Raw genomic sequence first — 15,223 nt, 5'->3', positions numbered from 1 at the left:
ATTATCGCCACCCTTATAGATACTAAAAGTCGATTACCATCGACAAAAGCGATAGTTCATGGCTTCCAATGAAATGCTCCAGGCGTTTGTCCAGGCCGCGACCCTGGGTTCCTTTTCCGCCGCGGCGCGCAAGCTGGGCAAGAGCCAGTCGACCATCAGCGCGGCAGTCGCCAGCCTGGAAATCGACCTGGGCCTCGAGCTGTTCGACCGCAGCACCCGCAAGCCCGGCCTGACCGCGGCCGGCCATGTCATGCTGCAAAAGGCCGAGGACATCCTTGCGGCCAACAACCGCCTGGAAATGAGCGCCCGCCAATTGGCCGGAGGCCTGGAGGCGAAGCTGACGGTGGTGATTTCCGACACCTACCAATCCAACCGTTTCGAGGCCAGCCTGAGCGACTTCGAGGCGCGCTACCCGGACCTCGAGCTGGAGTGCCTGATCGCCGAGTGCGACGACCTGGTGGAGTTGGTCCGCCAGGGCCGGGCCCAGGTGGCCTTTGCCGAACGGCAGGACAGCTACCCGCCGGACCTGGGCAGCGCCACCGTGGATGAACGCACCGAATTTGCCCTGTTCGTCCACCGCGGGCATCCCCTGGCGCAACAGCCCAAGGTCGACCAGGCCAGCCTGCAGTTGCATCGCGAACTGCGCCTGGCGAGCATCGTCAATCCTTACGAGAGTCGTGCCCAGGGCCGCTTCTGGTCGGCGTCAAGTTACCTGATGCTGCTGGAAATGGCCCAGCACGGGTTCGGCTGGGCACCCTTGCCGCGCTGGCTGGTGGAGCGTTTCGACAATGCCTCGCTGGTGGAACTGCCGGTCCGCGGCTGGCCGCGCCCGGTAGCGGTGGATGCGCTCTGGTCACGTCTGCATCCGCCAGGACCGGCGGGCAGTTGGCTACTGGCGAAGATGCTGGAGTAACCAGCGCTACCCGAAACCGTTCAGTTCCTCCAAGCGACGCTCGATGAAACGCCGCTCCGGTGCCTGCTGCGTCAACTCCAGCGCGCGCTGGTAAGCCTCACGCGCCGGCGCCACCCGCCCCAGTCGCCGGCAGAAATCCGCTCGCGCCGAATGCGCCAGGTGGTAGTCCAGCAGCTCGCCACGGCCAAGGATGCCCTCCACCAGCTCAAGCCCGGCCAACGGCCCGTCGCGCATGGCCACCGCCACTGCTCGATTGAGCTCTATCACCGCCGAGGGCACTGCTCGCAACAACAGGTCATAGAGCCCGACGATCTGCCGCCAGTCGGTGTCCTCCGCCGTCGCCGACTCGGCGTGCACGGCGGCGATCGCGGCCTGCAAGCCATAGGGCCCGAAGCGTCCCGTGCCCAGTGCACGCTCCACCAACCCACAACCCTCGGCAATCAACGGCGCGTCCCAACACGAGCGATCCTGGACATCGAGCAACACCAGTTCGCCACTCTCGGACACCCGCGCCGGACGCCGCGACTCATGCAACAACATCAACGCCAGCAAGCCCATGACCTCGGGATCAGGCAGCAATTCCAGCAACAGCCGTCCCAGGCGAATAGCCTCCGCGGTCAGGTCGTCACGGGTCAGGCTGGCGCCGAGGGACGCCGAGTAGCCCTCGTTGAACACCAGGTAAATGACCCGCAATACACTGTCCAGGCGCGCGGGCAACTCCGCCAGGGAAGGCACCTGATAGGGGATCTTCGCGTCACGGATCTTGGTCTTGGCGCGCACGATGCGCTGGGCGATGGTCGAAGGGCTCGAGAGAAACGCACGGGCGATTTCTTCGGTGGTCAGGTCGCAGACTTCCCGTAACGTCAGCGGCACCTGGGCATCCGCCGACAACGCCGGGTGACAGCAGGTAAAGATCAGCCGCAGGCGATCGTCCTCGACCTCCTCGTCGCTCCACTCGCCTTGCTCCAACGCTTCGGCCTGGGCAAGCAACTGTGCCTGGGAAGCGGCAAACCGCGCCCGTCGCCGCAATACATCGATAGCCTTGAAACGCCCGGTGGAGACCAGCCAGGCCCGCGGATTGGCCGGCACGCCATCGCGCTGCCAGCGTTCGACGGCGATAAAGAAGGCTTCGTGCAAGGCCTCCTCGGCCAGGTCGAAATCCCCCAGCAAACGGATCAGGGTCGCCAGGATCCGCCGCGACTCCTGGCGGTACACCACCTCGACCTGCTGCTTGATGCCAACGGGTTCGACACTCAATCCAGCAGCCCCTGGCTGACCAGCAAGGCCAGGCGATCAAGACTCTCACCCCAGCCCCGATAGAAGCCCATCTGCTCATGCGCCGCCTTTTCCGCCGCCGACCAGTGCATCGCCCGGGCGGTATACAGGGTATGACCACCGGCCTCCTCGAGGGTGATTCGGGCCGTCATGAAGGGTTTTCCCGATGGCACCCAGCCTGGGGTAAAGGCATCGGTGAAGACGATCCGCTCCGGCGCGGCGATCTCCAGGAACACGCCCTGATAGGGATACTCGACACCCTCCGCCGTACGTATCAACGTCCGGAACACGCCGCCGACCCATAGCTGCATTTCACAGACCGGCAGGCTCGAGCCATAGGGGCCCCACCATTGGCTCAGCAGACGAGGTTCGGTCCAGGCGCGAAAAACCAGGTTGCGCGGCGCCTCGATCAGGCGACTGATGGACAACTCATGTTCAGCGCCGGCGGGAGCTGGCGGTTGGCGGTTCATGTTCAGGCTCCTCTTGTTCTTATGATTGCCGTTTGAAAGCTGTCGACCCCCTCAGAGATTCAATTCCCGCACCGGTCGTACTTCCACGCTGCCCACTCGCGCGGCGGGGATATGCCCGGCGATCTGCAAGGCTTCGTTCAGGTCGCGGGCCTCCAGCAGATAGAACCCGGCCAGTTGTTCCTTGGTTTCGGCAAATGGCCCGTCGACGATCGACAGCTTGCCACCGCGCATGCGTACCGTGGTGGCGGTGCTCACCGGCTCCAGCGGCTCGGCCGCGAGCATTCGACCACTGGCCCGGATCGACTCGGCGTAGGCCAGGCACTCGGGGTCCTGGGGACTCTCGGGATGGGAATGCAACAGCTCCTCATTACTGTAGATCAGGCACAGATATTTCATGGAATGTCTCCAGGGCGGTCGAACAACTATGGCTGCTGTTTCGCGCTTTGGCGAAGGCCGCCGACGATCAGCAGAGGTACGAATAGTCGTCTGGAAGCGAGCGAAATCGACAGGCGTAAAAAGTTGCTGGAAAAATAATATCGAAGCCGCTAAAGCCGATAGAATCCGCCCCCATACTGTCGGAAATAGGACATACCGCCGTGAGAACGTCCCTTGTCGACTACAACACGTTGACTCCCGCCCAACGCGAGCAGTTGGCATTGATCCAGGTCGATGCGGCACAGAAGGAGTTTTCCAGCGATATCAGCCATGGCCTGTCGGTACTGCATGCCCACCCGGGCAATGACGTCAGGGGTTTTGTACTGCTGGTCGATGAGCGACCGGTGGGTTTCCTGTTGCTCAAGCGGCCACCGGCATCACCGGCCTGGGCCACCGGCAACGTATGCACCCTGCATGGCCTGCAAGTGGATAAAAGCTACCAGGGCCAAGGCCTCGGACGCGCCTGCATGCAGGCCCTGCCGGCCGCCGCCCGCGCGACCTGGCCGGGCACCCACCAGTTGATGCTGATGGTCGACGCGGACAATGACACCGCCCGTGGGCTTTACCTGAAACAGGGTTTTGTCGACAGCGGCGAGACCTTTCACGGCCGGGTCGGTGAAGAGCGCAGGCTGACCTTGCCACTCTGAGACGGAGGTCGCCATGAATGCCCGACTGGCCCGCTACGACGATCTGAGTGCTGTTCAGCAGGCACAGCTGGTGAACCTTGAGGTGCACCCTGAACAGCTGCGATTTTGCGGCGATATCCAGGCGGCGCTGCACTTCCTGCCCGGCGAACCCCAGGACGGCGTGCTCGGTTTCGTCCTGCTCGCCGACGAGATGCCAGTGGCCTTCCTGTTGCTCAAGCGCCATCCTTTCGTCCCGCACTGGGCCGCCGCGGGCAGCGCCACCCTGCATGCCCTGCAGGTCGATAAACATGCCCAGGGCCGAGGTTTCGGCGCGGCCTGCCTGCAAGCCCTGCCCGAAGCGGCACGCCGGGCCTGGCCGCAGGTGCGTGAGTTACTCTTGTCAGTAGGAACCGATAACCAGGCGGCGATGAGCCTTTACTTGAAACAGGGTTGGGTCGATACCGGCGAAGCCTATCGCGGCGAACGGCGCTTGGCCCTGATACTTTAAAATTCCGCCTGGCCATAAGTATGAGATCAGTCGGTCATTTACAGTAAAACTTGATCGCTGGGCAAACTCACCTTCCAGTTATTAAATCGATCACGTCGCCACTTCACCAGGAAGCTGGCGCGTCGCTACTTGATAAGCCGTCATTCAATCCAGGTAGCCATTTAATAAACTGAAAGGACTCAATCCCCATGGATACACAAAGCCGAACTTCAAACAGCGCGCCAAAAACCTTGCCCAGCGCCGCCATCGAACTGTCCGGGAGTGCCGGAAGACGGGACCTGGAATTTGGCGAATACCGCGATGGCCTGGTTATTTTCTCAGAGCGAGGTCCTGGCTTTGTCGGCCCCTCGCTATTATGGCCCGATGGTCGTCATCGGTTTATCGGCGTGCATGAAGACCAGCAGGAAAGTATCACCCTGGCCAACTTCAGCGAAGACGGCTTTTATGATCGAGACCACGCCCAACCGTTCGGAAGTTCCAGCCGGAGGCTGATCAAGGCCGTCGTCGACGAAGACGACACGTTTCTCCTGCTGGGCCACTTCCGCTCCGGCGAACAGGCCTTTTGTGCCCGCCTGACTGAAACCGGTGCCCCGGACCCCGACTTCGGCGATAACGGCCAGGTCACCCTGCCTTACACGGCGCCCTGGGTCGGCTATGGTCGCCGGCTCGCCCTGCAACCCGAGGACGGTTTTATCGTCCTGGCCCTCAGGAACAGCGCCGTGGGCGAGCCGCAACGCGATGTCATCGTGCGCCTCGACCGCAACGGCAGTTTCGACCCGCGATTCGGCACCTGCGGCGTGGTCACGGCACCGGAACCGAACATCGCCTTCGAGGCGGTTCACGTCCAGGCCGATGGCAAGCTGATCGTGGCCGGCCGACGGGGTCGCAAGGCCATGCTGATGCGCTACGGGAGCACCGGCCTGCCGGACAAGGCCTTCGGTAACGCGGGCTATCTGGAGCTGGAGCCGGCCCGCGACGGCAGCGCCGCGTTTTTCGATATCGCCGTGCAACCCGACCAGAAGATCGTCGTCAGCGGCTCCGCGGATCTCTCCCATAACATCGCCCTGCTCACCCGCGTCAGCACCGACGGCAAGCTGGACGCCAGCTTCAACGCCGGGGTGCCCTGGGAGCTGCCGGAACTGGATATCGCCTTTGCCCTCGCGGTGCAGGAGGACGGGAAAATCGTCAGCGCCGGTCATATCAACAGCGGCAGCCGCTGCTGGTTGATGCGCCACCTGAGCAACGGTGAACTGGACCCTGACTTTGGCGACAACGGCATCAGCCGCGTGATCAACATCGTCAATACCACCAGCTACCTCTCCAACCTCGAACTGCAACCTGATGGAAAGATCCTCATCTCCGGACGCTACGCCACGCATTCGGCGGTAGTCCGCTGCCACGGCGACTGAGAACAGCGCTCCTGCGGGAGCGTCGAGCAGCGGCTCCCGCAGCGGACGAGGCAAGCATCAGGCCGGCGGCCTGGCTTCTCTCGATGCCACCCAGGCACCCCAGAACAGACTGGAAAAGAACCGCGTCGCGGTGCCGAACCCGGCCTGTTCGAGTAACCGCTGAACCGCCGCCTCCGAGTGCGGCGGGTCGGCACCCTGGAGAATCTTGCCGAGCTTGACGCGCACGGCGTCGGCGCTCGCTCCCTGCTGGCGCCAGCGCTCCCCCCAGGCCGCTAACAATAACGGCTGGCTGGCATAGGCCTGATGGTTGCCAGCAACAATCAACGGAGCCCCCGGTTTGAGCCGGGCGGCAATCGCCGCGAGGATCTCCTGCTTGGCCTGATCGCCAGGCAAGTGATGCAACACTCCGATCAGGGTCGCGGCATCATAGGGCAGCTCATCCGTGAGTTCCTCGACCGTGCCAAGGAATACCCGTGTGCGTGACAGCAGCCCCCGGGCCTGCAGACTGGCCCGCGCCAACTCGAGCATCGGGGCCGAGGGGTCGACCGCGGTAAACCGCCAAAGCGGCTCAAGCGCCGCCGCCGTGAGGATTTCCTGGGCGGTACCGCCAGCACCCACCACCAGAATCCTCGCCTCGCGTCCACTGCCCAGGCTGGCCGCCAGCATGCAGGCGACCAACTCGTGGCAGGCGTCATAACCGGCCAGGGCGATACGGCTTTGCTCGGCGTATTCGCCGGCCCGGGAAACATCGAACTTTCGAGCAGAATCCGGGTGTTCGGACGACATGGGCGTTCTCTCTTGGCCGGGATTTCAGCCCAAGGTAGTCGCCCTGCAAAAATAAAGAAAATTCATGTTTTTAATACAATACATTCCTTGCAGGAATAAGAAAAAACAGCGCTGACGCCATGAGCCTTGCAGGCAAAACCTGCCTCTCCGGGCGCACATCGACAATGACCTGACGCCGCGGTGAACGGCATCGGCGAGGCCATTGAAGTCCGCCGCGTATCCACCCCATATTGTTGCGCGGACACCCCGTAAAGCTTTTATATAGTCGATGTCATTTGCCCGGAATTTCGACTATTTCTCTGCAGGTCGCCGCCTGATGCGGTGTTTTCCGGAGACCTGTCATGACCCATATCCAGATCGGCCTGCTTATGCTGTTGGGCATCAGCGCGTTCGGTGTGATCACCCTCTACCTCGACTTCTGGCGTGCCGCCAAGACGCAACGGGAGAACAAATAAGCCGTCACAGGCCGACCAGACGATAGCCCACCTGCAGTTCGGTGATCAGGTGCTGCGGCTGCGCCGGGTCGGCTTCGAGTTTTTGCCGCAGGTGCGCCATATGCACCCGCAGGTAATGGGCGCGATCGGCATAGTCCAGCCCCCAGACGTCCAGCAGCAACTGCCGGTGCGTCAGCACCCGGCCCTGGCCGCGGATCAACGCGCTCAACAGGCGGAACTCGATCGGTGTCAAATGCACCCCCGCGCTGCCACGCCGCACCTCATGGGTCGCCAGGTCGACCTCGACCTCACCGAAGCGCACCTTGCTGCTCACCGCCGCCGTACCGCTTTGCGACTGCCGGCGCAGTTGCGCGCGAATACGCGCAAGCAGCTCGGGAACGCCGAACGGCTTGACCAGATAGTCATCGGCCCCGGCATCCAGCGCGGCGACCTTTTCGTCTTCACGATCGCGAGCCGACAACACCAGGATCGGCACGCTCATCCAGCCACGCAGTTCGCTGATCAGGTCCTTGCCGTCACCGTCGGGCAGGCCCAGGTCGACGATCACCAGGTCTGGCTGACGGCTCGCCGCGTCGATCAAGGCACGCTTGCTGCTATCGGCCTCGAAGACCTGGAAGCCTTCGTCCTGCAAGGCGATACCGATGAAACGGCGGATATTGGCTTCATCCTCGACAATCAGGATTCGGGTGCTGGTCATAAGGTTTCCATGGACGGCGGTTGACCCGCCGCTAAGCTGATAACAAAACAGAGGCCGCCCGCGGCCTGCGGCCGGGCGACAACCCGCCCGCCGTGGGCTTCGACGATCCGCCGGACCAGGGCCAGTCCCAGGCCGATACCGGACACCGCCGATTCCTGCTGGCCACGGCTGAAGGCTTCGAAGAGTTGCTCCGGGGCGATACCGGACGGGCAGCCCGGGCCACTGTCGGCGACCTCCAGGACAATCTGCTGATCGACCTGGCGCGCCGTGATCTCGATCGGCGTATCCGCCGGGGTGTACTTCGCCGCGTTGTCCAACAGGTTGACCAGCACTCGCTCGATCAGTAGCGCATCGATCTCCACCAGCGGCAGGTCCGCCGGCAACAGCGCCCGCACCGGGTGTCGGGCCAGGGGTTCGCGCAGTTGGCGCAAGGCGCTGCCGACCACCTCTTCCAGCGAATGCCACTGGCGATTGAGGCGCACGCCGTGTTCCTGCAGGCGCGCCATGTCCAGCAGGTTTTCGATCAGCCGTTGCATGGCGCAGGCCTGATCGTGAATCCCGCTCAACAGCCCGCCGAGCAACTCGTCGCGCACATGGGGTACCGCCGCATCGGCGGCGCCGATTATGCTGGTCAAGGGCGTGCGCAGGTCATGGGAAATGGCCGCGAGCAAGGTATTGCGCATCCGCTCGCCTTCCATCTGCACCAGGGTACTTTGCGCCACTTCGACGAAATGCACCCGCTCCAGGGCAATCGCCAACTGGCTCATGCAGGCTTCCAGCAAGCGCTGTTCATCAGGGTCCTTCAGGCGCTCGGAATCACTCAGGTCGAGAACCAGCACACCGCGCACACGCATCGGCGCCTTGAGGGCAAAGTAGCAACCGGGGGCGGCAGCCAGGGTGTCACTGCCCTGCCCGGCCGGGCGTCCGTGTTCGTAGGTCCACTGGGCGATGCTTTCATCCACCGGGAAGACACTCCCGGCCATGCTGCTGACCCGGTCGGCGGCATCCGGCAATGCCAGGCCGACCCGGGCCTCGAACACCCCGCTGAAGGTGCGCAGCGCCACCGCGCCGAGCTGTTCGACGGTCAGGGCCGCGGACAGGTCGCGGGCCAACAGCGCCAGCGAGGTCGCCCGGCGCTCCCGGGCCGCAGCCGTACGTGCCTCATGGCGCAGACGCGCGGTCAGTTGCCCGGTGATCAGGGCAATGCCCAGCATCAAGGCGAAGGTGAAGAAATACTGGGTGTCGTTGACGGTGAATGACAACACCGGCTGGACGAAGAAAAAATCGAAGCACAACACCGCCAGCATCGCCGCCCAGACACCCGGCCCGCGTCCCAGGCGTAGCGCCACCAGCACCACGGTCAACAGGAACAACATGACTACGTTGGCCGGGTCGAAGACTTGCAGCAACAACGCCGCTACCGCAGTGGCGGCGAAACAGGCCAGGGTCGCCCACAGGTAAGCCAGGCCCCTGCCCGGCGCCAGCCGCGGCTCCGCTTCCGGGCGGGGCGCCGCCGTGCGCGGCAGCTCGCCATGGGCGATGACGATCTGGTCGATCTGCGGGTGATGGCGGCTGATCCGGTCGCTGACCGTCTGGTGCCAGAACTGCCAGACCCGGCGGGGCCGGTGGCCGAGCAACAGGCGGTTGGCGTTGCGTTCGCGGGCACAGGCCACCAGGGTTTCGGCGACATCGATACCCGCCAGGATCGCGGTGTCGGCACCGAACTCGGCGGCCAGGGCCAGGGTCTTCACCGCCGCCGCACGGCGCCTGAGGGCCATGCCTGCGGTCGAGGCCGACTCGACATGCACCACGATCCAGTCGGCTTCGAGCTTCTGCGCCAGGCGCGCGGCTTCGCGCACCAGGCGTTCATCCGAGGCCTCCCCGGCAATCCCCACCAGCAAGCGCTCGCGGGCGGCCCACAAGGTGTCGATGGCGCGCTCGCGGCGATAGACGCGCATTTGCGCATCGACCCGGTCGGCGGTGCGGCGCAGGGCCAGTTCGCGCAGCGCCAGCAGGTTGCCTTTGCGAAAGAAGTGCCGGGACGCCCGGTCGGCCTGCGGGCCCTGGTAGACCTTGCCGTCCTTGAGACGCTGCAACAGCTCGTCGGGGGCCAGGTCGACCAGCACTACCTCATGGGCACTGTCGAACACATGATCGGGCACGGTTTCCCGCACGCGGGTGCCGATGATGCCACTGACCAGGTCGTTGAGGCTTTCCAGGTGCTGCACGTTCAGGCTGGTCCAGACTTCGATCCCGGCCCGCAGTAGCTCTTCGATATCCTGCCAGCGCTTGGGGTGGCGTGAGCCGGGGACATTGCTGTGGGCCAGTTCGTCCACCAGCAACACCGTCGGACGACGGGCCAGGGCCGCATCGAGATCGAACTCCGGCAGCGTGTTGTCGCCATGGGCCAGGCGATGGCGCGGCAGTTGCTCCAGGCCGGCGAGCAAGGCAGCGGTGTCAGCGCGTCCGTGGGTTTCGATCAGCCCGGCGACCAGATCGCGGCCCAAGGCCCGCTCACGGTGCGCGGCCTGGAGCATGGCGCAGGTTTTCCCGACCCCGGCGTTCGAGCCGAAATAGATACGCAAACGGCCGCGCTGGGCGGCCTTCTCGTCTGCTTGCAGTTGCTCCAGCAGCGCATCCGGATCGGGTCGACCGTCGCGGCCGTTGCGGGAGGCGTCATTCAAATCCATGTCATTCCTTGTGCAGACCAGCAGCCCGGCGCCCTTTGTGGGAGCCGGCTTGCCGGCGAAGAGGCCCGTGAGCCTTGCGGCGCCCCTCCGGACGCCATCGCCGCGGTGCGGCGTTCCGACAAGCCGGCGCCTACAGGATCTGATCCGCTGCCTAGACCACGCCCAGGCCGACCAGCAGCATATCGATCAGCTTGATCCCGGCAAACGGCACCAGCACCCCGCCCAGTCCATAGATCAGCAGGTTGCGATTGAGCAGCGCCGCCGCGCCGATGGCCCGGTAGGCCACGCCCTTGAGCGCCAGCGGGATCAGGAACACGATGATCAGGGCATTGAAGATCACCGCGCTGAGGATCGCCGAGTTCGGACTGCCCAAGTGCATCACGTTCAAGGCGCCGAGCTGTGGGTAAGTCGCCACGAACGCCGCCGGCACAATAGCAAAATACTTCGCCACATCGTTGGCCACGCTGAAAGTGGTCAGCGCACCACGGGTCATCAGCATCTGCTTGCCGACCTCGACCACTTCGATCAGCTTGGTCGGATTGCTGTCCAGGTCGACCATGTTCCCGGCTTCCTTGGCCGCCTGGGTCCCGCTGTTCATCGCCACCGCGACATCGGCCTGGGCCAGCGCCGGCGCGTCGTTGGTGCCGTCGCCGGTCATTGCCACCAGCTTGCCCTGGGCCTGGTAGTCGCGGATCAGTTGCAGCTTGTCTTCCGGCCGGGCCTCGGCCAGGTAGTCATCGACCCCGGCTTCCACGGCAATGGCCGCGGCGGTCAGTGGATTGTCGCCGGTGATCATCACGGTCTTGATGCCCATCCGGCGCAACTCGCCGAAGCGTTCCTTGATCCCGCTCTTGACCACGTCCTTGAGCTCGATCACCCCGAGGGCGCGCGCCCCCTCGGCCACCACCAGCGGCGTGCTGCCGCGCCGCGAGACTTCGTCCACCCGTGTTTGCAGGGCCGCGGGGAAACCGCCGCCCAGCGCCTCGATATGCCGGCGAATCGCATCGGCCGCGCCTTTGCGGATCATCCGCCCATCCGCCAGGTCGACGCCGCTCATGCGGGTCTGGGCGGTGAACTCGACGAAGCTGGCATTCAGGCTCTCCACGTCCGGCTCGTTGAGCTCGAACTTGTGTCGTGCCAACAGCACGATGCTGCGCCCTTCCGGCGTTTCGTCGGCCAGGGAGGCCAGTTGCGCCGCCTCGGCCAGTTCACGCTCTTGCATGCCCGGCGCCGGCAGGAAGGCGCTGGCCTGGCGATTACCCAGGGTGATGGTGCCGGTCTTGTCCAGCAACAACACGTCGACGTCACCGGCCGCTTCCACCGCGCGTCCGGAGGTGGCGATCACATTGGCCGCCATCATCCGGCTCATGCCCGCCACGCCGATGGCCGAGAGCAGACCGCCGATGGTGGTGGGAATCAGGCACACCAGCAAGGCCACCAATACCGTCGCGCTGACCACACTGCCGCTGCCGCTCATGACCACGGCAAAGATCGAATACGGGCTGAGGGTGACGATTACCAGCAGGAACAAGGCCGTCAGCCCCACCAGCAGAATGGTCAGGGCTACTTCATTGGGGGTCTTCTGGCGCTTGGCCGATTCGACCATGGAGATCATCCGGTCAAGAAAGGACTCACCGGGATTGACGCTGATGCGCACCACCAACCAGTCGGAAAGGACCCGGGTACCGCCGGTCACCGAGGAGAAATCACCGCCGGCCTCACGGATCACCGGTGCCGACTCGCCAGTGATCGCGCTTTCATCCACCGACGCCACGCCCTCGATGACGATGCCATCGAGGGGCACCAGATCGCCGGCCTCGATCAGCACCACGGCGTCCTTGCGCAACTCGCTGGCCGCCATCGGCAACCATTGCGCGCCATAACGCGGCTTTTGCAGGACCTTGGCCAGGGTCTGGCGCTTCATCCCGCGCAGGCTCGCCGCCTGCGCCCGGCTACGGCCTTCAGCGAGGGCCTCGGCGAAGTTGGCGAACAGCACGGTGAACCACAGCCACAGGCAGATGCTCAGGATAAAACCACTGGGAGCCTCGCCCTGGCCGCCCCAGGATTGCAACCACAACAAGGTGGTGAGCAGGCTGCCCAGGTACACCACGAACATCACCGGGTTTTTCCACTGGGCCTGGGGCAGCAGTTTCCTGAAGGCATCCACACCGGCCGCCAGCAACAGCTCGCGGTCGAACAACGGCAAACGGGCTTTCATGTCACTCATGATCGATTCTCTTACTCAGTGACGGCGACAGGGCGCTGGCCGGGTGTCGCCAGGGCATCCAGCGCCAGGTTGAGTTGCAGCACATTGACCCGTGGCTCGCCGAGCAGGCCGAAGGTGCGTGCCTCGGTCGAGGCCCGGACCAAGCGCAGCAGGGCGTCTTCGGACAGTTGCCGCAGCGGTGCGACGCGCCGCGCCTGGATCAGCGCGTTGGCCACTGAAATGTGCGGGTCCAAGCCGGACGCCGAGGCCGTCACCGCGTCGACCGGCACTGGCGCTTGCGGGTCCAGGCCGTTCGAAGCGCGATAGGTCACGGCCCGTTCCCTGACCGCGTCGAGTTGACGTTGACTGGTCGGGCCCAGGTTGCTGGCCCCGCTGAGGCCGGCATTGTACGGCGTGGTGACGGTCTTGCTGGCGTCGTTCGGATCGACGCTCTGGGTCACGCTGGGGCGGGCCTGGAAATACTCCGGGCGGCTGAACGCCTGGCCGATCAGCGCCGAGCCGATCACCTGGCCGTCACGCTCCAGCAGGCTGCCCTGGGCCTGGAACGGAAACAGCAGGTTGGCCGTCAACGTGGTCAGTGCCGGATAGGCCAGGCCGGTCAACAACATGAAAAACACCGAGGACAGCAACACCGGGCGCCACAGGCCACGGAACAGCCCTTGGGTCACCGCCTGCGGCGGCGTGGAAATACGCGTAGTCATGCAATCATCCTCACTTGTAGGTCTGGCCGGAAAGCAGTTGCAGTTGCTCGACCACAGGCCCCAGCGCGAGCGCCGGCAGGAAGGTCAAACCACCGACCACCAGCACCACGAACACCACCAGGAACATGAACAGCGGCGTGGCGGTGGGAATGGTCCCGGCACCGGCCGGGGTGGTCTTTTTAAAGGCCAGGGAGCCGGCCACGGCAAGCATCGGCAGCAGGGTGAAGAAACGCCCCAGCAACATCGCCAGGCCGATGGTGGTGTTGAAGAACGGCGTGTTGGCGTTCAGCCCGGCGAACGCCGAACCGTTGTTCGCGGTGCCGGAGGTGTAGGCGTAGAGCACCTCGCTGAAACCGTGGGGCCCGACGTTGTTCAGGCTGTCCAGGGTCGAAGGCCAGAGCGCGGCCAGGGCGGTGAACCCGAGGATGCAGATCGGATGCGCGAGCACCGAGAGCATGACCAGTTTCATCTCCCGGGCTTCGATGCGCTTGCCGAGGAACTCCGGGGTGCGACCGATCATCATGCCCACCAGGAACACCGTCAGCAGGGCGTACTGGATCAGGTTGATAAAGCCCACGCCGTCGCCGCCGAACACGCAGTTGAGCATCATCTGCGCCATGGGCACGAAGCCGCCCATGGGCATCAGCGAGTCATGCATGGCGTTGACCGAGCCGGTGGTGGCGCCGGTGGTGGTGGCAATGAACAGGCTGGTATCGGCGATGCCGAAACGCAGCTCCTTGCCTTCCATGTTGCCGCCGCTCTGGGTCGCCGACAGCAGTTGGTCGACGCCCAGTTGGGTCAGCAGCGGATTGCCACCCTGCTCGGCAAAATAGACCACCGCGAGAAAGCCGATGAACATCACCAGGAAGGTGCCGAAGAACACCCAGCCCTGGCGCCGCCGGGCCAAGAGGCTGCCGAAGGCGTAGGTCAGCGCCGAAGGGATCAGCAACATGCTGAAGATATGCAGGATGTTGGTCAGCGGCGTCGGGTTCTCGAACGGGTGCGCGGCGTTCATGCTGAAAAAGCCGCCGCCGTTGGTGCCGATATGCTTGATCGACTCGAAGCTCGCCACCGCACCGACGATCAGTTGTTGCCGGGCGCCTTCCAGCGTGGTCGCCAGGGCCTGGGAGGCAAAGGTCTGCGGCATGCCCTGCCAGACATAGACCAGCGCCATGCCGAAGCACAACGGCAACATCACCCGGTAGAGGATGCGGGTGAAGTCCACCCAGTAGTTGCCGATATCCGTCGCACTGGCCCGGCTCAGGCCACGGATAAAACCGGCGGCGGCGACCACGCCGGAAGTGGCGCCGACAAACATCAGGAAGGTGATCACCGCCATCTGGCTGAAGTTGGACAGGCTGGTTTCGCCCGAATAGGCCTGCCAGTTGGTGTTGGTGATGAACGAGGCGGCGGTGTTGAACGCCAGGTCCGGGGTCTGGGCGGCCAGGCCCAGCGGGTTGATCGGCAGCGAACCCTGCAGGCGCAACAGCAGGTAGCCGAGCAGCATCATCGCGCCGTTGGACAACAGCAGCGCCGAGCCGTAGCGGGCCCAGCCCATGGTCTCCCGTGGATCGACGCCCAGCAGGCGATAGGTCAGGCGTTCCGGCAGCGCATGGCCGGGGTGTGAAAATACCCGGCTCAGCCAACGCCCCATCAAGACGGCGAGCCCGGTCATCAGACCCAGGACCAGCGCAAATTCCAGCAGTACGGTCAACATGTGCAAGCTCCGTTCAAATCTTGTTCAAGGCGACAATGAACAAGGCTGTCGCGCCGAAAAACGCCAGGGTCGCACCCAGGAAAATCAGGTCGTTCATGCTTGGTTTCCTTGTTCGATAGGGTCCTTGCGGACCGCACAAAGCGCCTGCGGCTAGGCGTGCGCAGGATCAGAAGTCTTCGGCGCGGATCAGCGCGTAACCCAGGTAGACAAACAGGCCGGCCGCGCCAAGGCCGCTGAGCAGGTAGATGAGTTTGAGTGTCAACACAGGTGTCCCCTTGCGAAATCGGTCGGCTCGCTCAAGCGCAGGCAAAGGC

The 15,223-nt window shown here is 64.3% G+C and carries 14 protein-coding genes; 4 read left to right on the top strand and 10 right to left on the bottom strand.

Annotation, left to right across the window (positions count from 1 at the left end; genetic code table 11):
* Nucleotides 1–58 precede the first annotated feature (58 nt).
* Nucleotides 59–913: a LysR family transcriptional regulator gene (locus M5B96_RS14200; RefSeq protein WP_248797283.1), complete on the top strand. Its 855-nt coding sequence runs from the start codon at nt 59–61 to the stop codon at nt 911–913.
* A 6-nt stretch (nt 914–919) separates the two neighbouring features.
* On the opposite strand, the gene M5B96_RS14195 is transcribed toward M5B96_RS14200, so the two are convergent.
* The 3 genes from M5B96_RS14195 to M5B96_RS14185 are packed head-to-tail and all read right to left on the bottom strand — an operon-like array spanning nt 920 to nt 3,054.
* Nucleotides 920–2,170: an RNA polymerase sigma factor gene (locus M5B96_RS14195; protein ID WP_248797282.1), complete on the bottom strand. Its 1,251-nt coding sequence runs from the start codon at nt 2,168–2,170 to the stop codon at nt 920–922.
* Nucleotides 2,167–2,658: an SRPBCC family protein gene (locus tag M5B96_RS14190; protein ID WP_248797281.1), complete on the bottom strand. Its 492-nt coding sequence runs from the start codon at nt 2,656–2,658 to the stop codon at nt 2,167–2,169. Before M5B96_RS14190 ends, M5B96_RS14195 begins: the two co-directional genes overlap by 4 nt.
* A 51-nt stretch (nt 2,659–2,709) precedes the next feature.
* Nucleotides 2,710–3,054: a YciI family protein gene (locus tag M5B96_RS14185; protein WP_248797280.1), complete on the bottom strand. Its 345-nt coding sequence runs from the start codon at nt 3,052–3,054 to the stop codon at nt 2,710–2,712.
* Nucleotides 3,055–3,254: 200 nt separating this feature from the next.
* Between M5B96_RS14185 and M5B96_RS14180 the strand changes: the two genes are divergently transcribed.
* The 3 genes from M5B96_RS14180 to M5B96_RS14170 all read left to right on the top strand — a co-directional run bounded on the left by M5B96_RS14180 (nt 3,255) and on the right by M5B96_RS14170 (nt 5,636).
* Nucleotides 3,255–3,740 carry a GNAT family N-acetyltransferase gene (locus tag M5B96_RS14180; protein ID WP_248797279.1) on the top strand — a complete coding sequence of 162 codons (486 nt, stop codon included), beginning with the start codon at nt 3,255–3,257 and terminating at the stop codon, nt 3,738–3,740.
* 13 nt (nt 3,741–3,753) lie between these two features.
* Nucleotides 3,754–4,227, top strand: coding sequence for a GNAT family N-acetyltransferase (locus M5B96_RS14175; RefSeq protein WP_248797278.1), 474 nt, complete (start codon nt 3,754–3,756; stop codon nt 4,225–4,227).
* 188 nt (nt 4,228–4,415) lie between these two features.
* Nucleotides 4,416–5,636 (top strand): hemolysin, encoded by a 1,221-nt coding sequence (locus M5B96_RS14170; protein WP_248797277.1) that lies wholly within the window; start codon nt 4,416–4,418, stop codon nt 5,634–5,636.
* A gap of 57 nt (nt 5,637–5,693) precedes the next feature.
* Here the strand turns inward: M5B96_RS14170 and M5B96_RS14165 are convergent, their stop codons facing one another.
* The 7 genes from M5B96_RS14165 to M5B96_RS14135 all read right to left on the bottom strand — a co-directional run bounded on the left by M5B96_RS14165 (nt 5,694) and on the right by M5B96_RS14135 (nt 15,171).
* A complete protein-coding gene (locus M5B96_RS14165) occupies nt 5,694–6,422 on the bottom strand; it encodes a class I SAM-dependent methyltransferase (protein ID WP_248797276.1) in 729 nt (242 codons plus the stop codon).
* A 459-nt stretch (nt 6,423–6,881) separates the two neighbouring features.
* A complete protein-coding gene (locus M5B96_RS14160; protein WP_248797275.1) occupies nt 6,882–7,574 on the bottom strand; it encodes a response regulator in 693 nt (230 codons plus the stop codon).
* Nucleotides 7,571–10,264 (bottom strand): sensor histidine kinase, encoded by a 2,694-nt coding sequence (locus M5B96_RS14155; RefSeq protein WP_248797274.1) that lies wholly within the window; start codon nt 10,262–10,264, stop codon nt 7,571–7,573. The genes M5B96_RS14160 and M5B96_RS14155 overlap by 4 nt, the downstream gene beginning before the upstream one ends.
* A gap of 151 nt (nt 10,265–10,415) precedes the next feature.
* Complete coding sequence (kdpB, locus tag M5B96_RS14150) at nt 10,416–12,482, bottom strand: potassium-transporting ATPase subunit KdpB (protein ID WP_248797332.1); 2,067 nt, start codon at nt 12,480–12,482, stop codon at nt 10,416–10,418.
* A 20-nt stretch (nt 12,483–12,502) separates the two neighbouring features.
* Nucleotides 12,503–13,192, bottom strand: coding sequence for a potassium-transporting ATPase subunit KdpC (gene kdpC / locus M5B96_RS14145; protein WP_248797273.1), 690 nt, complete (start codon nt 13,190–13,192; stop codon nt 12,503–12,505).
* Between the two features lie 10 nt (nt 13,193–13,202).
* Nucleotides 13,203–14,909 carry a potassium-transporting ATPase subunit KdpA gene (gene kdpA, locus M5B96_RS14140; protein WP_248797272.1) on the bottom strand — a complete coding sequence of 569 codons (1,707 nt, stop codon included), beginning with the start codon at nt 14,907–14,909 and terminating at the stop codon, nt 13,203–13,205.
* A gap of 166 nt (nt 14,910–15,075) precedes the next feature.
* Entirely contained in the window at nt 15,076–15,171 is a 96-nt protein-coding gene (locus M5B96_RS14135; RefSeq protein WP_152741273.1) for a potassium-transporting ATPase subunit F, read from the bottom strand.
* Nucleotides 15,172–15,223 lie beyond the last annotated feature (52 nt).

It is taken from the genome of Pseudomonas sp. MWU13-2105 (assembly GCF_023242315.1).
GTDB lineage: Bacteria > Pseudomonadota > Gammaproteobacteria > Pseudomonadales > Pseudomonadaceae > Aquipseudomonas.
Note: the sequence above shows the minus strand (reverse complement) of the source record. Positions and strands in the feature narration are given on the sequence as shown.